Here is a 19,415-nt window from a genome sequence, read left to right on the forward strand (position 1 = left end):
GCGATATCGTTCGCACCAAGGCGCCTCGCCCCGTCAGCCGTCACTGCCGTGCAGTGCGCCGCCGACGGGGCGTGGCGGCAGCGGGATCTGCCGTGGCCAGTCGTCGTCGACCAGGAAGAGGCGCCGCCAGCCGGTGTCCGGGTGGTGCAGCGCGATCTGCACCGGCGGTGCGGGCCGGCTGAAGTGCTGGGCCAGTCGCGACTCGAGGTCACGCAGCGGGAGCAGGGCGTCGGGGCGGGGCAGGGCGAGCCAGTGGGGCTTGCGCAGCCAGGCACCGCGGGTGTCGCGGGCCAGGCCGTCGCGGTAGCCCCGCCAGTCGCACCAGGATAGCCAGGTGCCCCGCAGGTGGTCGTCGGTGGCCTCTCGCGGAGGAGGCAGGGGGGCGTGCCAGGGGTAGAAGAGCACTCCGGGGATGGCCAGCCGCCGGTGGAGGGCCGGTGCCCGGCTGGTGCCGGACATGTCGGGCAGCATCAGGGCGCGGATGGCCTCGCGTGCCTCCCTGGTCTCGGTCAGGCGAAGCTGGTGGCGGTGGAGGTGCTCCCGCTTGGCGGCCAGGCTGTCGGCACCGCCGGGGCCGATCCAGCGGGTCTGGTCGGAGGGCGCGCCGGGCCCCTCGGGCAGGCCCAGGTAGAACTTGATGGCCACCTCCAGGTGCACGGGTGTCGGGTCCCGGTGGTGGCGATAGAGCAGGTCGAGCTCGCCCAGGGTCACCTTGTCCCGGTGGATGCGCAGGTTGTGGGCCAGCAGGCGGGTATCCGGCGCCGTCGCCAGCAGGAACTGCCAGAGGCTCTCGTGGTAGAGCCCCATGCGCCCGTGGCGCGATGTGCCGACATGGTTCGCCAGTGCCTCGGCAGTCGCTTCCCGTTCGTCGAGCCAGCCGGCCAGGGCCGTGTCGTCGGCGAGCCCCAGCTCGTCGCGGGTCGGCCGCCCGAGCCAGGGCATGTCGAGCAGGTCGGGCGCCAGCAGGAGCCAGGCCAGGTCTCGAACCAGCGGGTCGTGGCAGCGATCGAGCAGGTCGTGGTGCGGCGCGGTCATGGTCGAGGGTCCCACGTTGAGTCGGCTGTCTGACAGCCAAGCTATACAGGCCTTATACTCTGGGTACATTCACCAGCATACGGGGGGTTTGCATGAACCGCACCCTGAACGGACTCGTGACACTGGCCGCCGGCGCCCTCCTGACGTTGTCCTCGGCCCAGGCCGATGATCCCGTGGTGGTCGCCTCGAAGATCGACACCGAGGGCTCGGTGCTCGGCCAGCTGATTCTGCAGCGGCTCGAGGCCGGAGGCATCGAGGTGGAGGATCGCCTGCAGCTGGGCGGCACCAGCATCGTGCGCGAGGCGCTGCTGGCCGGCGAGATCGACCTCTACCCCGAGTACACCGGCAACGGCGCCTTCTTCTTCGACATGACCGACAGCGACGTCTGGCACGATGCCGAGCGGGCCTTCGAGACGGTGCGCGAGCGCGATGCCGACAACGGCCTGGTGTGGCTGACGCCGGCCAACGCCAACAATACCTGGGCGATGAGTGTGCGCGGCGAGCTGGCCCGGGAGCATGGCCTGGCGACCCTCGAGGACCTGGCCGACTACCTCGCCGAGGGGGGTGAATTCAAGTTCGCGGCGAGCGCCGAGTTCGTCGAGTCCCGGCAGGCGCTCCCCGCCTTCCAGCAGGCCTACGGCTTCGAGCTCTCCGAGGATCAGCTGCTGGTGCTCTCCGGGGGCAACACCGCGGCGACCATGCGTGCCGCCGCCCAGCAGACCAGCGGTGTCAATGCGGCCATGACCTACGGCACCGACGGCGGCCTGGGTGCCCTGGGCCTGGTGGTGCTCGAGGACACCCTGGGCGTGCAGCCGGTCTACCAGCCCGCCCCGGTGGTGCGCGAGGAGGTGCTGGAGGCCTACCCGGAGATCGAGTCGCTGCTGGCGCCGCTCTTCGAGGCTCTTGACCTCGAGACCCTGCAGCGTCTCAACGGCGAGGTGGCGGTCAACGGCCTCGATCCCCGCCAGGTGGCGGCGGACTTCCTCGACGACCTGGACGCTTGAGGCGCGGCATGCGCAGGGAGGCGCCGGGGCCCAACCGGGTATTGCCGCTGCTGATGCTGGTTGCCCTGGCCGCCTGGCTGGGGCTCGAGGTGGTCAGCGTGGCGCCCAACCGCATCGTGCCCGGCACCGGCTTTCGTGCCCATGAGGTGACCGGCTGGGCCGGGGCCCTGGCCGGCTGTCTGCCCCTGCTGGCGGTGACGGCCCTGGCCTGGCGTCCGACGCCGGGGCGACTGGGGTTCGCCCTGGCCCTGGTCGTGCTGCTGCTGATGCTGCTGCCGGCCTGGCTGGGCCTCGCCGCCATGCGGCTCATCGATCCCGACCTGCCCCAGGCGCGACTGGGCCTCGGCGCTGCCTCCTGGGGGCTGCTCTTCCTGCTCCTGCTGGCGCTGGTCGAGCTGCGCTCCCGGCTGGACCTGCCGCGGCTGGTGGGCTGGGGGCTGCTGCTGCCGGTGCTGGCCGCCTGGTGGTTCGCCCTGGTGACCTGGCTGGAGCCCCTGGCCCTGCTGCGGGAGTATCGCGGCCGCAGTGATCAGTTCGCCGCGGCGGTGTGGCACCACCTGGCCCTGGTGGGCGCGGCCGTGGCAGCCAGCCTGCTGCTCGGGGTCTCCCTGGCACTGCTGATGCGCCGTCATGCCGGCCTACAGAAGGCCGGTTTCGGCGTGCTCAACTTCCTGCAGACCATTCCCAGCCTGGCCCTGTTCGGCCTGCTGCTGGCGCCACTCGCCTGGCTGTCGGCCAACGTCGACTGGCTGGCGGCGCTGGGGGTTCGCGGCATCGGCTGGGCGCCGGCCTTCCTCGCCCTGTTGGGCTACAGCCTGCTGCCCATGGTGCGCAACACCTTCGTGGCCCTGGAGGGCGTGGACCCCGGGGTGGTCGAGTCGGCCCGGGGGATGGGCATGAGCCGCGGGCAGGTGTTCCTCCAGGTACGCCTGCCCCTGGCCCTGCCGGTGATGCTGGAAGGGGTTCGTATCACCACGGTGCAGGCCATCGGCCTCACCGCGGTCGCCGCCCTGATCGGTGCCGGCGGGCTGGGCGGCTTCATCTTCCAGGGGCTGGGGCAGGCGGCCATGGACCTGGTGCTGCTGGGGGCCCTGCCGATCCTCGTCATGGCACTGGTGGCGGATGCGCTGCTGGGCGCCCTGACCGAACGACTGCACCCGGGAGGGGGGCGATGATCGAGCTGTTCGACGTGACCCGGCGCTTCGGCACCGAGATCGCCGTGGATGGCATCTCGCTGCGCGTCGAGCGGGGTGAACTCTGTGCCCTGGTGGGAACCTCCGGCTGCGGCAAGTCGACGACGCTGCGCATGATCAACCGGCTCATCGAGCACGGCGCGGGCGAGATCCACCTCGATGGTCAGCCGGTGCGCAACTTCGACGAGCAGGCCCTGCGGCGACGCATCGGCTACGTCATCCAGAGCACCGGGCTCTTTCCGCACTGGACGGTGGCCCGCAACATCGGGCTGGTGCCCCGGCTGTTGAAGTGGCCGCGAACCAGGGTCCAGGCGCGGGTCGAGGAGCTGATGACCCTGCTGGGGCTGCCCATGGAGAGCTTCGCCGGCAAGTATCCCCACCAGCTCTCCGGCGGCCAGGCCCAGCGCGTCGGTGTCGCCCGCGCCCTGGCCGCCGATCCCGAGATCCTGCTGATGGACGAGCCCTTCGGGGCGCTGGATCCCATCACCCGGGAGACGCTGCAGGAGGAGCTGCGCGACCTGCAGTCGCGGCTGCACAAGACCATCGTCTTCGTCACCCATGACATGGACGAGGCGCTGCGCCTGGCCGACCGGCTGGTGGTGATGGACGCCGGCCGCATCGTCCAGCAGGGGGCGCCGCTCGAGCTGCTGCGCGAACCGGCCGACGACTTCGTCGCCTCGCTGCTGGGTGGCGACGATCGTGGCCTCAAGGAGGCAGCGCTGGTCCGGGTGGGGGATCGGATGCTGCCGCTCTCGCCGCGGTTGATCTCCCGGGCGAGGGTGCATCGGGGGGCGACCCTGCGTCAGGCGCTGGCGGTGATGTTCCGTGAGCATGCCGACCGACTCACGGTGGTCGACGACGAGGACATGCCGGTGGGTGAGCTCTCGTTGCGGCGCCTGGTGGGGAGCCGGCAGCATGAGTGAGGTGTCGCCCGGGGAGCGTGCCAGCGGGGTGCGACGCTGGTGGCGGCCTGCCGCCTGGCTCGCCCTGTTGCTGCTGGCCAGCCTGGGCATGGCGGAGATGGAGGGGGTGTACCGCTGGATCGAGCCCGACGCACGCGAGGTGATCTACCGGCGAACCGACTTCCTGACGCTGCTCGGCCGTCATCTGCTGGTGGTGGGCGTGGCCTCGCTGCTGGCGATCCTGGCCGGCGTGGGGGCGGCGGTGCTGGTCACGCGGCCGGCCGGCCGTGACTTCCTGCCGCTGGTGGCCCAGTTCGCCTCCATGGGCCAGACCTTCCCCCCGGTGGCGGTACTCGCCCTGGCGGTGCCGGTGCTCGGCTTCGGCACCCTGCCGATCATCGTCGCCCTGGTGCTCTATGGCCTGCTGCCCATCGTGCGCAACAGCCTGGCCGGGCTCCAGGGCATCGACCCCTCGGTACACGAGGCGGCGCGTGGCATGGGGATGAGCCGAGGCCAGGTGCTGCGCCAGGTGGAGCTGCCGCTGGCCGCGCCGGTGATGCTGGCCGGGGTGCGCACCTCCGTGACCGTCAACATCGCCACCGCCGCGCTTGGCGCCACCGTGGGGGCGAGCAACCTCGGCGATCCCATCATCTCCGGCATCGTCAACGGCAATACCGCCTATATCGTCCAGGGGGCGCTGCTGATCGGGCTCCTGGCGCTCACCGTCGACAGTGGCTTCGAGCAGCTGCTGTGCCGTCTACGGGAGTCGTCAGAAGGGTCGTAGCCAGTGTTTTCGCTTGGATATCGCCTCGGGGCTGGCAAGATGGGTGCGTTTGATGGCATCTTACGTTAACGTCAACTGTCAGACGTTGGCGGTGCGCCGGAGCAATCCTCTGGCGCCTGGCGACATTAGAGTCGACACTGCCCTCAAAAGGGGCAGTAGCGCTCCTGCCACCACCCAAGGACCAGGACGATGACAACGACACAAGACATCCATTCGCCGGACTTCCTGGCCGGCGACGAGTTCACGATCCCCACCTTTCGCCTGTTGCAGCAGGACGGCACCCTGTACGCCGGGGCCGAGGCGCCCGAGATCGATCGCGACAAGGCGCGACGCATCTACCAGGCGATGCTCTTCACCCGAGTGCTCGACGAGCGCATGATGGCCGCCCAGCGTCAGGGGCGCCTGAGCTTCTACATGCAGTGCACCGGGGAGGAGGCCGCGGTGATCGGCGCCACGGCGGCGCTGGACGATGACGACATGATCATGGCCCAGTACCGCGAACAGGGTGCGCTGGCCTACCGTGGCTTCACCTTCGACGAGTTCATGAACCAGCTGTTCGGCAACGAGCTGGACTACGGCAAGGGGCGCCAGATGCCGATCCACTACGGGTCGCGCAAGCTCCACTACATGACCATCTCCTCGCCGCTTGCCACCCAGATCCCCCAGGCCACCGGCTACGCCTACGGTCAGAAGCTGGCCGGCGACGGCCACTGCACCACGGTGTTCTTCGGCGAGGGGGCGGCCTCGGAAGGGGACTTCCACGCCGCCCTGAACATGGCGGCGGTGCACAAGGTCCCGGTGATCTTCTTCTGCCGCAACAACGGTTATGCCATCTCTACCCCCGCCGTCGAGCAGTTCGCCGCCGATGGCGTGGCACCGCGGGCCTTCGGCTACCGCATGCACGTGATCCGTGTCGACGGCAACGACATCCTGGCGGTCTACCAGGCCACCCGGGAAGCCCGCCGCATCGCCGTCGAGCACAACCAGCCGGTGCTGATCGAGGCCATGACCTATCGCCTGGCGGCCCACTCCTCGTCGGACGACCCCTCGGGCTACCGCTCCCGGAAGGAGGAGGAGGCCTGGCGGGAGAAGGATCCCATCCTGCGCATGCAGCGCTGGCTGAACGACCTCGGCTGGTGGAGCGACGACGAGGAGAAGGCGCTGCAGGAGCGCCTGCGCCGGGAGGTGCTGGAGATCATGAAGCGTGCCGAGAAGCGTCCGCCGCCGCCCCTGGACAGCCTGGTGACCGATGTCTACGCGGATGTCACGCCGGCGCTGCAGCATCAGCTCGACCGCCTCAAGACCCATATACGCAAGTACCCGGATGCCTATCCCAGGGGGGCTCGATCACTCGACCCCGACGTGGTGGCCGGTGATGACGCCACTGTGAAGGGAGGGGAGTGAGATGCCGAAGATGAACATGCTGCAGGCGATCAACAACGCCCTGGACATCGCCATGGCCGAGGACGAGAAGGTCATCTGCTTCGGCGAGGACGTGGGTTTCTTCGGCGGCGTCTTCCGCGCCACCAGTCATCTGCAGGAGAAGTACGGCAAGGCGCGCTGCTTCAATACCCCGCTGGTGGAGCAGGGCATCATCGGCTTTGCCAATGGGCTGGCCGCCCAGGGCTCGGTACCGGTGGCCGAGATCCAGTTCGCCGACTACATCTTTCCGGCCTTCGACCAGATCGTCAACGAGACCGCCAAGTTCCGCTACCGCTCCGGGGACCTGTTCAACGTCGGCGGCCTGACCATCCGCGCCCCCTACGGCGGCGGCATCTCGGGGGGACACTACCACTCCCAGTCACCCGAAGCCTACTTCGCCCACACGCCGGGCCTCAAGATCGTGGTGCCGCGCAACCCCTACCAGGCCAAGGGCCTGTTGCTCTCGGCGATCCGCGACCCTGACCCGGTGCTGTTCTTCGAGCCCAAGCGGCTCTACCGCGCGTCCACCGGCGAGGTGCCCGAGGAGGACTACCAGCTGCCCATCGGCGAGGCGGAGGTGACCAAGGAGGGCGCCGATGTCACCGTGCTCGGCTGGGGAGCGCAGATGGAGGTCATCGACCGCGCCGTCGAACTCGCCGAGAAGGAGGGAATCTCCTGCGAGGTGATCGACCTGCGCGCGATCCTGCCCTGGGACGAGGACACCGTGGCCGAGTCGGTGCTCAAGACCGGGCGCCTGGTGATCACCCACGAGGCACCGCTCACCGGCGGCTTCGCCGGCGAGATCGCCGCTACCGTCCAGGAGCGCTGCTTCCTGTACCTGGAGTCGCCCATTGCCCGGGTGACCGGCCTGGATACGCCCTTCCCGCTGACCCTGGAGAAGGAGTACATGCCGGACCACCTGAAGATCTTCGAGGCGATCAAGGCCAGCGTGGCCTATTGACACCCGATATCCGGACAGGCGAGAGCCAGGACAGGAGAGGACGAGATGAGTGACTTCATGCTGCCCGATATCGGCGAAGGTATCGTGGAATGCGAAGTGGTCGAGTGGCGGGTCGCCGAGGGCGACGTCATCGAGGAGGACCAGCCGGTGGTCGAGGTGATGACCGACAAGGCGCTGGTGGAGATCACCGCGCCCGAGGCGGGGCGCGTGACCCGGCTCTACGTGCCCAGGGGCGAGATCGCCAAGGTGCACGAGCCGCTGTTCGCCTACGAGGCCGAAGGTCAAGCGCCTGCCGAGACGCCGGCGGCGAAGCCCGTGGCTGCCCGGGCCGATGCCGCGGGGGGCGAGTCGAGGGCGCCCTCGGCGGCGTCGACCTCCCGCGAGGCCGCGTCGTCGGCCGTGCCCTCGAAGGACTTTATCCTGCCCGATGTCGGCGAGGGGATCGTCGAGTGCGAGGTGGTCGAGTGGCGCGTGGCCGAGGGCGACGCCATCGAGGAGGACCAGCCGGTGGTCGATGTCATGACCGACAAGGCCATGGTGGAGATCACCGCGCCCGAGGCGGGCACGATCAGCCGGCTGCATGTGCCCAGGGGCGAGATCGCCAGGGTGCATGCGCCGCTGTTCGCCTATGTGCCGGCGCAGGCCGAGGAGGCCGAGGCCGGGCCACCGGCGACGCCCGAGCGTCCGCCGGAGCGTGTCGCGCCCACGGCGGCCGCCCCGGTCGCCACCGGTGGGCGCGGTCCCTATGGCCGCATCCCTGCCAGTCCCGCCGTGCGCCGGCTGCTGCGCGAGCACGGCCTGGCGCTGGAGGCGGTGCCGGGGTCCGGCAAGGACGGTCGTGTCCTCAAGGAGGATGTGCTGCGCGTGCTGGAGGAGGGGGCTCCCGAGCCCGGCCGTCCCGAGGCGGCACAGCCCCCGGTGACCCGTGCGGCCGGCCGCCAGGAACCGCCCGGCGGCGATGTCCGGGTGGAGCCGCTGCGCGGCGTGCGCGCGGTGATGGCGCGTCGCATGGTCGAGGCGGCCACGACCATACCCCACTTCCAGTACGGCGAGGAGATCGACGTCACCGAGCTGCTGGCGCTGCGCGAGCGGTTGAAGCCCGTCGCCGAGGCCCGCGGCACGCGCCTCACCCTGATGCCCTTCTTCATGAAGGCCATGGCGCTGGCGGTGCGCGAGGAGCCGCTCCTCAATGCGCGGTTGAACGACGACGTCAGCGAGATCCACTACCTGCCATCCGTGAACGTCGGCATGGCGGTGGACAGCCGCTCGGGACTGATCGTGCCCAACGTCAAGGGGGTCGAACAGCGTAGCCTGCTGGGGGTGGCCAGCGAGATCCAGCGCCTGACCGGGGACGCCCGCGAGGGGCGGGTGGCCCAGGAAGACCTCAAGGGGGGCACCATCAGCATCTCCAACATCGGGGCGCTCGGCGGCACCTACGCCGCGCCGATCATCAACGCCCCGGAGGTGGCCATCGTCGCCATCGGCAGGAGCCAGTGGCTGCCGCGCTTCGACGCCCGGGGCGAGGTGGTCAGCCGGGCGATCATGACCGTCACCTGGGCGGGCGATCACCGCATCATCGACGGCGGCACCATCGCGCGGTTCTGCAACGCCTGGAAGGGCTACCTCGAAGCGCCGGAGACGATGCTGCTGCATCTGGGATGAAGCGATATGTCCCATGCTCCGCTGCAGCAGTTCTACATCCCGGAAGAGCAGTCGATCTACCTGCTCAGCCACGACGACGCCCGCAAGCTCAAGGAGTGGGTGGCGCTGTGCCAGGCCCAGCTCGAGCAGCTGGGCTACCGGGACATCGAGCTGATCGGCAAGGGGGCCTACGGCTTCGTCTTCGCCGGGGTGACGGCGCTGGGCGACGAGTACGTCTTCAAGTTCACGCGGGTCAACCTGCCCCAGCACCTGCAGGATCGCCTCGAGGAGGAGGCGTTCATGCTGGAGCAGGTCGACCACCCCAGGGTGCCCAAGCTGATCGCCTACCAGCGCGTGCGTCACCAGTCGATCCTGGTGATGCAGCGGGCCCCGGGGCTCAATCTCGAGGAGGTCTCCCTGAACGAGGGGCGGCTGTCGCCGCGCCTGGTGGTGCGCATCGCGGACCAGCTCGCGGACATCCTGCGCGGGCTGCGGCGCGAGTCGGGCCCGGCGGGCAGGCCGGTGGTGCACGGCGACATCAAGCCCTCCAACCTGGTGTTCGATGCCGCCTCCGAGCACATCGCCCTGATCGACTGGGGCTCTTCGGTGTTCGCCCAGCTCGATGCCAGCCAGCAGTTCGTGGCCGCCAACGTCATGGAACTGATGTCCGACAACCTGCAGCAGACCAATGCCCGCCTGGGCGACGTCTACTTCATCGGCGAGGAGCAGTTGAACGGCGCCCTGTCGTCGCCCCGCTTCGACGAGCAGGGGGCGGCCGGCACCCTCTACGCCCTGGCCTCGGCGCAGTCATGCCGATTCGGGCACCGCGCCATTCCCGCCACCTCGCTGGGCCTGCCCATGGAGTTCGCCCGCATGCTCGACGGCATGCTCGATCCGGATCCCCGGGTGCGCATGCGGGCCGGCGACCACTTCATCCGCGAGATGCCCAGGCTCGCGCGGCTGGTGATGCTCGACCTGCCCGAGCCGCCGGCGACGGCACTGGTGCCGGTCTGGGCTCGCCCGACGAGCCGCGAGATCGACACCGTGGTCTACAGCTCGCGCAAGGCGTTCCTGCGCGAGGAGGGGGGGCGCGAGACGCTCAATGACGTCAACGACGTCCAGCTCGACCGCTACTACAAGAACTTCATGCAGGGCATGGGCGAGACCGAGAAGGCCTTCCTCGCCGCGGTGAGCCGGCTGGGGCGCTATCCCGTGGTGGGCGGCCTGGCGGTGCGCTGGGAGGTCGACGGAGTCTACATCGACACCTCGCTCAACCTGCACGACCCGTCGCTCAAGCCCGCCTTCATCGCCGCCGTGAACAACATGGTGCACCTGGCCCGGGCGATCTATCGCCAGGGGATCTTCAAGAGCTGCCTGTTCAACGCCCGTGACACCCTGCATCTGGACCGGGAGGGGCCGGAGTGCCCCTTCGTCATCGAGCCGGGCATGCGCCTGGCCTACGAGGTCAGTGCGGTGCCCGAGCTCGAGGATCGCACCAGGCTGCACAGCTACTTCGAGGACGGCCCCGACCCCGAGGAGTTCCTGGTGCTTCCCGAGGCGATCATCGCCTCCCTGGAGGCGCTCAACGAGATCCACCACACCGGGATGATCATCTTCGAGGCGCTGCCCGAGCACCTCAAGATCCACAGCTACTATCGGCTGCTCGATCCCTCCCGGGAGGAGGAGTTCCGCCGCCGGCTGGAGGAGATCCTCGCGGCGGTGGGGCTGATCGAGGGGCTGGGGGTCTCCGGCTTCATGAAGATGCCCTACAAGGACACCCGCTTCTTCGCCCACGTGGAGCATCAGCCCGAGCGCTTCTATCCCCGCGACCCCCGGGCGGCACTGGCCGATGCCAGGGGCGAGAGGGGCTGACTCAGAGCGAGGCGGCGGCCCGGGCGGCCTGGTCGTAGAGCCCGGACATGGCGCGCAGCATGCCGGCCAGGCGGCTCATCTCCTCGCGCTCGATCCCCATGGAAGAGAGCGAGTCCACCAGGCAGGCCTCGCGGATCTCGGCATAGCGGCCGCACGCCTCGCGGCCCTGCTCGGTGGTGCGGAAGAAGGTCTCCTTGCCCTGCTTCTCCCCGGCTACCAGGCCGAGCCGCGCCAGTTTCTTCAGCGCATAGGTCACCGTGTGGGTGTCCTCGACGTTGAGCACCAGGCAGATGTCCGCCTGGCGCTTGGCGCGCTCGCGATGATTGACGCTGTGCAGTACCAGCACGTCCAGGGAGCCCAGCTCCGGGAAGCCGGCGGCGGTCATGCAGCGCACCATCCAGCGGTTGAAGGCGTGGCCGGAAATGATCAGGCCGAACTCGAGTTCCGAGAGCTCCTGGGCGCTGCGCGACAGGTGCTCCGAGGAGACGATGGGGCCGCGCGGGCTCTGCTGATGGGTCATTCTGTGCTCCTTCCGGGCCCACCGATCATCGGCGACTGCCCATGGCCTCTGGCAGGTAGGTGACGATCTCGGGGAACAGGGTGATCAGGATCACCCCCAGCAGCATCAGGAAGAAGAACGGCATGGCCGCCCAGGCGATGCTGAGAATGTTGCGTCCGGTCATGCCCTGGAGGACGAAGAGATTGAAACCCACCGGCGGGGTGATCTGTGACATCTCCACCACGATCACCAGGTAGATGCCGAACCAGATCAGGTCGATGCCGGCGGCCTCGACCATGGGCAGCATGATCGAGGTGGTCAGCACCACCACCGAGATACCGTCGAGGAAGCAGCCCAGCAGCACGAAGAACAGCGTCAGCGCCGCCAGCAGCATCCAGGGCGAAAGCCCCAGGGTGGCGATCCAGGCGGCGAGTTCACGGGGCAGGCCGGTGAAGCCCATGGCGGCGGTGAGGAAGCTGGCCCCGGCGAGGATGAAGGCGATCATGCAGGAGGTGCGCACCGCCCCGAGCAGGGCGTCGCGGAACACCAGGCGATCCATGCTGCCCTGGAAGCGGGCCAGCAGCAGCGAGAGCACCACGCCCACGGCGGCGGCCTCGGTGGGCGAGGCCAGGCCGGTATAGATGGAGCCGATCACGCCGACGATCAGTGCCAGCATGGGAATCAATCGACGCGCCCGGCGCATCTTCTCGGCGAGCGGCAGGTGGCTCTCCGCGGCGGGTACCCGGTCGGGATAGCGCCAGGCCCAGATCATCAGGTAGATGGCGAACAGCGAGATCAGCATCAGCCCCGGGAAGACGCCGGCCATGAACAGCCGGGCGATGGACTGGTCGGTGGCCACGGCGAAGACGATCAGGATGATCGAGGGCGGGATCAGCAGCCCCAGGGTGGCGGAGCCGGCGAGGGTGCCGATCACCAGGCGCTCGTCGTAGCCCCGGCGGGTCAGCTCGGGGATGGTCATCTTGCCCATGGTGGCGCAGGTGGCCGCCGAGGAGCCGGAGACGGCGGCAAACAGGCCGCAGCCCACCACGTTGGTGTGCAGCAGGCGACCGGGGATGCGCTGCATCCAGGGCGAGAGCCCGGTGAACATGTCGTCGGCCAGCCGTGAGCGGAACAGGATCTCGCCCATCCAGATGAACATCGGCAGGGCGGTGAGCTCCCAGCTGTAGCTGGAGCCCCAGATGTTCGACGCCATGACGTCGCCGGTGGGGATCGAGGTGAAGTGGGCGAGTCCCAGCCAGCCCAGCCCGAGCAGCGAGAAGGCCACCCAGACGCCGCTGCCGAGCAGCAGCAGCAGGGCCACGAAAAGGATCGTCATCATCAGGAGCATGGTCGGTCTCCGGGGCTCACTCGTGGCCGCTGTCGTCGATGGTGAAGGCGGATGGCCGGGTCATGGCGGTACGCAGGGTGGTGAGCCAGGCCTCGATGAGTGCCAGGCAGAACAGGGTCACCCCGGCCAGCATCGCCGACTGGGGGATCCATAGCGGGATGCGCAGCAGCCCGTAGGAGGTCTCGTTGAAGGCAATGCTGTCCTCCAGCAGCCAGTAGAGGTTCCAGGCCAGGTAGAGGCAGAGGGCCAGGGCGATACTCAGGCAGAAGACCTCGAAGAAGGCGCGGGGAGCGGGTGACAGGCGGCCGATCAGCAGCGTCACGCGGATATGGCCGCCGTTGACGAAGGTGTAGGCCAGACCCAGGAAGCTGGCGCCCACCAGCAGGAAGCCGGAGATCTCGGCGAGCCCGGGGATCGCCAGTCCGATGCGGTCACCCCCCACCTGGGTGGCGACACGGTCGATGATGCGCCCCAGGATCTGGGCGGTGATCAGGGTGCAGATCAGGCACAGGCAGGCGGCGGCCAGGTAGCCGCCCAGGTCGTAGAGCGGGCGGAGTCGGTAACGCATGGCGTATCAACCTTTGCGGGAGCCGGAACGTCCCCGGCAGTGATCACCGGGGACGTCGGGTGCGGTTCAGTCGCGGGCGGCCTCGTAGGCCTCGAGGATCATGGCGCCCTGCTCGCCGGCGCGTTCGGCCCACTCCTCGGTCATGGTGGCGCCGATCTCGGCGAGCATCTCGGCCAGCTCGGGGGTCGGCTCGCTGACGTCGATGCCGTTCTCGCGCAGTACCGCGATGGCGTCGTCGGTCTCCTGGCGGCTCATGGCCCAGCCACGCTCCTCGGCGTCGGCAGCGGCCTCGAGCACGGCCTCCCGGGTGGCCTCGTCGAGGCGCGAGAAGGCCTGTTCGCTGACGATCACCATGTTCTTGGGCAGCCACAGCTGGGCATGGTTGAAGTGGCTCAGGTAGTCCCAGGCCTTGGTGTCCGCGCCGGTGGCCGGCGAGGTGACCATGGCGTCGACCCGCCCGGTGCTGAAGGCGGTGGGGATGTCGGGGACCTCGACCTGGGTGGGTACGGCGCCGGCCAGCTGGGCCAGGCGTTCGCTGGCGGTGTTGTAGGCGCGCATGTTGAGGTTGCGCAGGTCATCCGGGCCTTCCACGGCCTTCTGGGTATAGATCCCCTGCGGCGGCCAGGGCACGGTGAAGAGGATGCGCAGCTGCTGCTGGGCCAGCTCCTCGGCGATGATCTCCCGCGAGGCCTCCCACAGCGTCCAGGCGTCCTCGTAGCTGGCGGCCAGGTAGGGCACCGAATCGACCTCGTAGATCGGGTTCTCGTTGGCCAGCCGCGACATGATCAGCTCGCCGATGGGCACGATGCCGCGTCGAACGGAGTTCTTGATCTCGGCATGCCCGATCAGCGAGCCGTTGGAGTGCACGGTGATGTCGAGTTCGCCGCCGGTACGCTCGCGCACGTCGTCGGCGAACTCGCGAATGTTGACGGTATGGAAGGTCCGGTCGCCGTAGGGCGTGGGCATGTCCCACTCGGTGGCGGCCTGGGCCGAGAGGCTCAGGCTGGTCAGGCCGAGGCCCAGGGCAGCGGCCGATGTCAGGCCGGCCAGCAGCGGTGTCCTGGCAGTCATGGTCGAATCTCCTTCTGAAGTCTTGTTGTCGGTGATGAGCGCGACGCGCCCTCGCGGCGACGTCCGCATGGGTCCATCCTGAGCATAGCGACCTTTTCGCTCGGGTACGCCATGCCGAGATCACGTCACGTCAACGTTTTTTAGCCTAATTAATTATGTTGTATTGTCAATTTATTGATAAATTGTTTTTATCCAATGCCAGTGACGCAATCGGGAGGTCTCCATGTCACGACTGCTGCTCAACGCCGACATGGGCGAAAGCTTCGGCCCCTGGGTGATGGGGCTGGATCACGAGGTGATGCCCCACGTCGACCTGGCCAACGTCGCCTGCGGCTTCCACGCGTCGGATCCCGACGTCATCCGCATGACATTGCGGCTGGCCAGGCGCCACGGGGTCACCGTGGGCGCCCATCCCGCCTACCCGGACATGGTCGGCTTCGGTCGCCGCTCCCTGGCCTGCTCCGCCGAGGAGGTCGAGAACCTGGTGCTCTACCAGATCGGTGCCCTGGCCGGGCTGTGTCGCGCCGAGAACCTCGAGGTGCGTTACGTGAAGCCCCACGGGGCGCTCTACAATGACATGGCCCGCGACCCGGAGATCCTGTCGGCGGTGATGCGCGCGATCCTGGCCTACGACCCGCAGCTGCCGCTGATGACCATGGCGACCCGTGACACCACGGCGGTGAGCGAACTGGCGGCCGAGCACGGCGTCACCCTGTGGTTCGAGGCCTTCGCCGACCGCGCCTACGACGGCGAGGGACGCCTGGTATCACGCCGGGAGGTGGGGGCGGTCCATCACGACCCGGAGGTCATCGTCGACCAGGCCCGGCGCATCGCCTCCGGCGAGCCGCTGACGGCAAGCGATGGCAGCGAGCTGATGCTGGCCGCGGATACCCTCTGCGTGCATGGCGACAACCCGGAGTCCATCGCCGCCGTGAAGGCGATCCGCCAGGCCCTGAACGACCTCGAGTCGAGCTCATGAGCCGTAACGCCGCCATGGCCCTGCCGCGCATCGAGTCCGCCGGCCTGGATGCCTGGCTGGTGCGGTTGTTCGATGCCATCGACGAGGCCAACCTGCCCTGGCTCACCGCCCTGACCCGGCGCTGCGAGGCGACGTTCGCCGAGGCGCTGGTGGACCTGGTGCCGTCCTACACCACGCTGCTGGTGGTCTTCGATCCGCTGCGCCTGGCCCCGGAAGTGGCGCGACACCGGCTGGCGCAGCTGCTCCAGGACCTGGAACCCGACGAGGGCGCCGGGGACGGCGAGCTGCGGGAACTGCCGACCTGGTATGACGCCAGCGTCGGGCCGGACCTGGCCCGGGTGGCGGAGCACACCGGGCTCTCCGTCGAGGCGGTGATCGACTGCCACGCCGGAACCGACTACCGCGTCTTCGCCCTGGGCTTCGCCCCCGGCTTCGCCTTCATGGGGCTGCTCGACGCCCGCCTGGAGGTGCCGCGCCTCGAGACGCCTCGCCAGCGGGTGCCCATGGGCAGCGTGGCGGTGGCCGGGCGCCAGACGGCGGCCTATCCCGCGGTCACTCCCGGGGGCTGGAACCTGCTCGGGCGCACCTCGGTGCGCCTCTTCGATCGCGAGCGCGAGGGCTTCAGCCTGCTGCGCGTCGGGGACCGCGTGCGTTTCGTCCCCGTCGACCGGTCGAGCTTCGAGGCCCGGGGCGGGGACACGACCCCGATGGACGGGGAGGCGGGGCGATGAAGCAGAGCGTTTCCGGCTTCCGCGTGCGGCGTGCCGGTCCCCTGGCCCTGCTGCAGGATGCCGGCCGATTCGGGGTGCGTCAGCTGGGGGTGACCCAGGGAGGGCCGGCCGACCTGCACGGCTGGGCCTGGTCCAACCGGCTGGCCGGCAACGCCTGGGGCGCGGCCGCACTGGAGATCACCTTCGGGGGGCTCGAGCTGGTGGCCGAGCGCGACCTGACCGTGGCGGTGGCTGGCGCGGACCTCGGCGCGACCCTCGAGGGCGAGCCGCTGGCGCTGTGGCGGCCGGTGCGGGTTCGCGAGGGCCAGGCCCTCGCCTTCGCCACGCCGGTGAACGGCTTGAGGGCCTACCTGGCGGTTGCCGGGGGCTTTCGCGCCGAACCGGTGCTGGGCAGCGTCAGCTGCGTGGTACGCGAGGGGCTCGGCGGGTTCGATACCCGGGGCGGCAAGCTGGCCGAGGGCGACCGGCTGGCCGTCGGGGAGGGGACCGGTGGGTCGGTGGCCGAACGCGGCGTGCCGGAAACGTCGATGATCGACTATCGGCAACCGGCCCGGCTGGCGCTGCTGCCGGGTGCCCAGGTGGGGGAGTTCACCGGACAGAGCCTCTACCTGGCGTTCAATGCTGCCTGGCGGGTGGATGACCGTGCCGATCGCATGGGCGTACGGCTGACCGGCCCGAGGCTGCGGTGTCGCCTCGCCTCGATGATCTCCGAGGGCATCGGCCTGGGAGCGGTGCAGGTACCGCCGGACGGGCAGCCCATCGCGTTGCTCAATGATCGCCAGACCATCGGTGGCTATCCCCGGCTCGGGGCGCTGACGCCGCTCGCCGCGTCGCGCCTGGCCCAGTGCCTGCCCGGACAGGAGGTCCACCTGGTGGCGGCCTCGGGTGAGCGCTGCCTGGAGGCGCATCGCCATTTCCTGGCGAGCGTCGGCAGGGCCTGACCGCGGAGCGCCCGTTCCGAAAGGAGGGGGCGGATCAGGCGCCCAGGCCGCTCTCGCGCAGCAACTGGTCGATGGAGCGCTCCGGGCGAGCCGTCCCGGCAGACTCGAGCAGGAGGTGGGCCTCGAGTTCCGCCACGCCGTCGCTGACACAGCGCTCGATCAGGTCGCCCTTGCTCAACCCGGTCTGCCGGCTGAGTCGTTCGAGGCGGCTTTCGAGGTCACGGGGAAGTCGCAGCAGGTGTGGCATGGGGGTATCTCCGCGGTCTGGCCTTGGGCCGGTGCCCCGTCCCGAAGGTGCACCGTCTCTTTTCGAGTCTAACATCGCCCGGCGGGGCGGCGATGCTCGAGGAGAAGTTTCACCCCCGGGGATGACGCGGGTGTGACACTCGGCGTCGTTTGCGGACGAGGGAGCTCAGTCGTCGGCTCAGGCCATGCCGCGTTTGCGCATCACCTCGGTGATGATGGGCACCGGGGTCATCAGGTGCTCGTGCATCATGTCCGCGGCGCGGTCGGCGTCGCGGGCCAGGATGACCTCGACCAGCGCGGCATGCTCCTGGCGCTTGCGCTCGAGGGCCTCGTCGGAGAACACCGTCTCGCGCAGCCACAGGTGCCGATAGCGCTCGACCTGGTCGAACAGGGTCTGGCGGACCTGCATCAGGTGGGGCGAGTTGCAGCCCCCGACGATGGCGGTATGGAAGTCCTTGTGGCGGGCATCCCAGACGTCCAGCAGCTCCTCGGGGCTGTTCACCTCCATCACCTTGGAGAGGGTATGGGCGCGGCCGAGGATGGCGGCCTCCCAGGCATCGTCCCCGCGCTCGATGGCCAGGCGCAGCATCATCGCCTCGACCTGCGCACGGGCGTCGTAGAGATCCATCAGCTCGGCCAGCGACATGGGGGCCACCCGATAGCCGCGCTGGCTGATGGCTACCACCAGGCGCTCGGCCACCAGTTGGGAGAGGGCCTCGCGCAGGGGGCCGATGCCCAGGTCGTAACGCTCCTTGAGCCGGCTCATCAGCAGCTTCTCGCCGGGCTGGAAGGCCCCGCGGATGATGTCGCGCTTGAGCCAGTGGTAGGCACTGATGCCCAGGTTCTGTCGGGGGGTGCTCTCCATGATGCCGCCATTCCTTGATTCGCCTGCCATGGTACCCGATTGTCTGTAGTCGGGGTAATCGTGGTCACTCCATCAGGATAATGGAAACTTGGCCGGATGATGGATATTCTCCCGGGATGATTCGTCTGCGATTCCCGACTCTCGAGGTGTGCCGTGTTCGACTTCATCATCATCGGTGGCGGCATTCTGGGCATGTCCACCGCCATGCAGCTGGCCGAGGCCTTCCCTGAGCGCCGCATGCTGCTGCTGGAGAAGGAGGAGGGGCCGGCGCGCCACCAGTCCGGCCACAACAGCGGCGTGATCCACGCCGGCGTCTACTACACGCCGGGCAGCCTCAAGGCCCGCTTCTGCCTGGAGGGCAACCGCGCCACCAAGGCCTTCTGCGACACCCATGGCATCGCCTACGACGAGTGCGGGAAGCTTCTGGTGGCGACCAGCGACCTCGAGATGCAGCGCATGGAGGCACTCTGGGAGCGCACCGCGGCCAACGGGCTGGAGCGCGAGTGGCTCGATGCCGGCGCGTTGCGCGAGCGGGAGCCCAATATCACCGGGCTGGGCGCCATCTTCGTGCCGTCGAGCGGCATCGTGGATTATGCCCGGGTCACCGAGGCGATGGCGGGCGAGTTCGAACGCCGCGGCGGGCAGCTGCGCTTCGGCCACCGGGTCACCGGGCTGGACGAGCGCCCCGGTGAAGTGGTGGTGAGCACCTCCCGGGGGGAGTTCAGCACCCGCTACCTGGTCACCTGCTCCGGCCTGATGTCCGATCGGGTGGTCCGCATGCTGGGGCGCAATCCCGGTTTCACCATCTGCCCCTTCCGCGGCGAGTACTATCGGTTGCCCGAGAAGCACGATCGTATCGTCAACCACCTGATCTACCCGATTCCCGACCCGGCGATGCCCTTCCTCGGCGTGCACCTGACCCGGATGATCGATGGCGGCGTCACCGTCGGCCCCAATGCCGTGCTGGCGCTGAAGCGCGAGGGCTACCGCAAGCGCGACGTCTCGCTGACCGACATGGCGCGGATGTTCAGCAACCCGGGCATCCTCAGGGCCCTCGGACGGAGCCTGAGGCCGGGGCTTGCGGAGATGAAGAACTCGCTGTTCCGGCGCGGCTATCTCGAGCAGGTCCGCAAGTACTGCCCGAGCCTGACCCTCGAGGATCTTGGCCCCTGGCCGGCCGGGGTACGGGCCCAGGCGGTATCCCGCGACGGCAAGCTCATCGACGACTTCCTGTTCGTCAACACCCGCCGGACCGTCAATGTCTGCAACGCGCCATCGCCGGCGGCCACCTCGGCGATCCCCATCGGCGCCCATATCGTCGGCAAGGTGAAGGAGCAGGCCCGGTTCTGAGGG

19 protein-coding genes are annotated in these 19,415 nt (G+C 69.1%); 12 read left to right on the top strand and 7 right to left on the bottom strand.

All coding sequences use genetic code 11. From position 1 onward, the window contains the following. Window positions 1–33: 33 nt before the first annotated feature. A complete protein-coding gene (locus ACOMD9_RS00255; protein ID WP_421411371.1) occupies window positions 34–1,035 on the bottom strand; it encodes a DUF1853 family protein in 1,002 nt (333 codons plus the stop codon). Window positions 1,036–1,127: 92 nt separating this feature from the next. On the opposite strand from ACOMD9_RS00255, the gene osmF reads away from it, so the two are divergent. The 8 genes from osmF to ACOMD9_RS00295 all read left to right on the top strand — a co-directional run bounded on the left by osmF (window position 1,128) and on the right by ACOMD9_RS00295 (window position 10,814). Then, window positions 1,128–2,039, top strand: coding sequence for a glycine betaine ABC transporter substrate-binding protein OsmF (gene osmF / locus ACOMD9_RS00260; protein WP_421411373.1), 912 nt, complete (start codon window positions 1,128–1,130; stop codon window positions 2,037–2,039). Window positions 2,040–2,047: 8 nt separating this feature from the next. Beyond that, entirely contained in the window at window positions 2,048–3,214 is a 1,167-nt protein-coding gene (locus ACOMD9_RS00265; protein ID WP_421411375.1) for an ABC transporter permease, read from the top strand. Further along, a complete protein-coding gene (locus ACOMD9_RS00270) occupies window positions 3,211–4,155 on the top strand; it encodes an ABC transporter ATP-binding protein (protein WP_421411377.1) in 945 nt (314 codons plus the stop codon). Before ACOMD9_RS00265 ends, ACOMD9_RS00270 begins: the two co-directional genes overlap by 4 nt. Continuing rightward, window positions 4,148–4,918 (top strand): ABC transporter permease, encoded by a 771-nt coding sequence (locus ACOMD9_RS00275; protein ID WP_421411379.1) that lies wholly within the window; start codon window positions 4,148–4,150, stop codon window positions 4,916–4,918. The genes ACOMD9_RS00270 and ACOMD9_RS00275 overlap by 8 nt, the downstream gene beginning before the upstream one ends. Window positions 4,919–5,107: 189 nt before the next feature. Continuing rightward, window positions 5,108–6,322 carry a thiamine pyrophosphate-dependent dehydrogenase E1 component subunit alpha gene (locus ACOMD9_RS00280; protein WP_421411381.1) on the top strand — a complete coding sequence of 405 codons (1,215 nt, stop codon included), beginning with the start codon at window positions 5,108–5,110 and terminating at the stop codon, window positions 6,320–6,322. Between the two features lies 1 nt (window position 6,323). After that, entirely contained in the window at window positions 6,324–7,301 is a 978-nt protein-coding gene (locus ACOMD9_RS00285) for an alpha-ketoacid dehydrogenase subunit beta (RefSeq protein ID WP_421411382.1), read from the top strand. Between the two features lie 45 nt (window positions 7,302–7,346). Next, window positions 7,347–8,963, top strand: a complete 1,617-nt coding sequence (locus ACOMD9_RS00290) for a dihydrolipoyllysine-residue acetyltransferase (protein ID WP_421411384.1) — start codon at window positions 7,347–7,349, stop codon at window positions 8,961–8,963. 6 nt (window positions 8,964–8,969) lie between these two features. Further along, complete coding sequence (locus tag ACOMD9_RS00295) at window positions 8,970–10,814, top strand: protein kinase domain-containing protein (RefSeq protein WP_421411385.1); 1,845 nt, start codon at window positions 8,970–8,972, stop codon at window positions 10,812–10,814. A gap of 1 nt (window position 10,815) precedes the next feature. Here the strand turns inward: ACOMD9_RS00295 and ACOMD9_RS00300 are convergent, their stop codons facing one another. The 4 genes from ACOMD9_RS00300 to ACOMD9_RS00315 form a co-directional block, all read right to left on the bottom strand. Next, a complete protein-coding gene (locus ACOMD9_RS00300) occupies window positions 10,816–11,334 on the bottom strand; it encodes a winged helix DNA-binding protein (protein WP_421411387.1) in 519 nt (172 codons plus the stop codon). 25 nt (window positions 11,335–11,359) lie between these two features. After that, a complete protein-coding gene (locus ACOMD9_RS00305) occupies window positions 11,360–12,661 on the bottom strand; it encodes a TRAP transporter large permease (protein WP_421411389.1) in 1,302 nt (433 codons plus the stop codon). 16 nt (window positions 12,662–12,677) lie between these two features. Next, on the bottom strand, window positions 12,678–13,229 hold the full coding sequence (locus ACOMD9_RS00310) for a TRAP transporter small permease (protein WP_421411390.1): 552 nt from the start codon (window positions 13,227–13,229) through the stop codon (window positions 12,678–12,680). Window positions 13,230–13,295: 66 nt separating this feature from the next. After that, a complete protein-coding gene (locus ACOMD9_RS00315) occupies window positions 13,296–14,300 on the bottom strand; it encodes a TRAP transporter substrate-binding protein (protein ID WP_421411392.1) in 1,005 nt (334 codons plus the stop codon). Window positions 14,301–14,523: 223 nt separating this feature from the next. Here ACOMD9_RS00315 and ACOMD9_RS00320 point away from each other — a divergent pair, with 223 nt between their 5' ends. Genes ACOMD9_RS00320 through ACOMD9_RS00330 form a run of 3 tightly spaced genes read left to right on the top strand, consistent with a single transcriptional unit; the run spans window position 14,524 to window position 16,951 of the window. Further along, window positions 14,524–15,279, top strand: a complete 756-nt coding sequence (locus ACOMD9_RS00320; protein ID WP_421411394.1) for a 5-oxoprolinase subunit PxpA — start codon at window positions 14,524–14,526, stop codon at window positions 15,277–15,279. After that, entirely contained in the window at window positions 15,276–16,010 is a 735-nt protein-coding gene (gene pxpB / locus ACOMD9_RS00325; protein WP_421411396.1) for a 5-oxoprolinase subunit PxpB, read from the top strand. Before ACOMD9_RS00320 ends, pxpB begins: the two co-directional genes overlap by 4 nt. Next, the gene (locus ACOMD9_RS00330; RefSeq protein ID WP_421411397.1) at window positions 16,007–16,951 is read left to right on the top strand and encodes a 5-oxoprolinase subunit C family protein; all 945 of its coding nucleotides are present in this window, start codon (window positions 16,007–16,009) and stop codon (window positions 16,949–16,951) included. Before pxpB ends, ACOMD9_RS00330 begins: the two co-directional genes overlap by 4 nt. A 34-nt stretch (window positions 16,952–16,985) precedes the next feature. On the opposite strand, the gene ACOMD9_RS00335 is transcribed toward ACOMD9_RS00330, so the two are convergent. Further along, a complete protein-coding gene (locus tag ACOMD9_RS00335; RefSeq protein WP_421411399.1) occupies window positions 16,986–17,198 on the bottom strand; it encodes a hypothetical protein in 213 nt (70 codons plus the stop codon). Between the two features lie 177 nt (window positions 17,199–17,375). Next, window positions 17,376–18,062: a DNA-binding transcriptional regulator CsiR gene (gene csiR / locus ACOMD9_RS00340; RefSeq protein WP_421411400.1), complete on the bottom strand. Its 687-nt coding sequence runs from the start codon at window positions 18,060–18,062 to the stop codon at window positions 17,376–17,378. 153 nt (window positions 18,063–18,215) lie between these two features. Between csiR and lhgO the strand changes: the two genes are divergently transcribed. Further along, complete coding sequence (lhgO, locus tag ACOMD9_RS00345; protein ID WP_421411402.1) at window positions 18,216–19,412, top strand: L-2-hydroxyglutarate oxidase; 1,197 nt, start codon at window positions 18,216–18,218, stop codon at window positions 19,410–19,412. Window positions 19,413–19,415 lie beyond the last annotated feature (3 nt).

It is taken from the genome of Halomonas terrestris (assembly GCF_049166755.1).
Taxonomy (GTDB): Bacteria; Pseudomonadota; Gammaproteobacteria; order Pseudomonadales; family Halomonadaceae; genus Halomonas.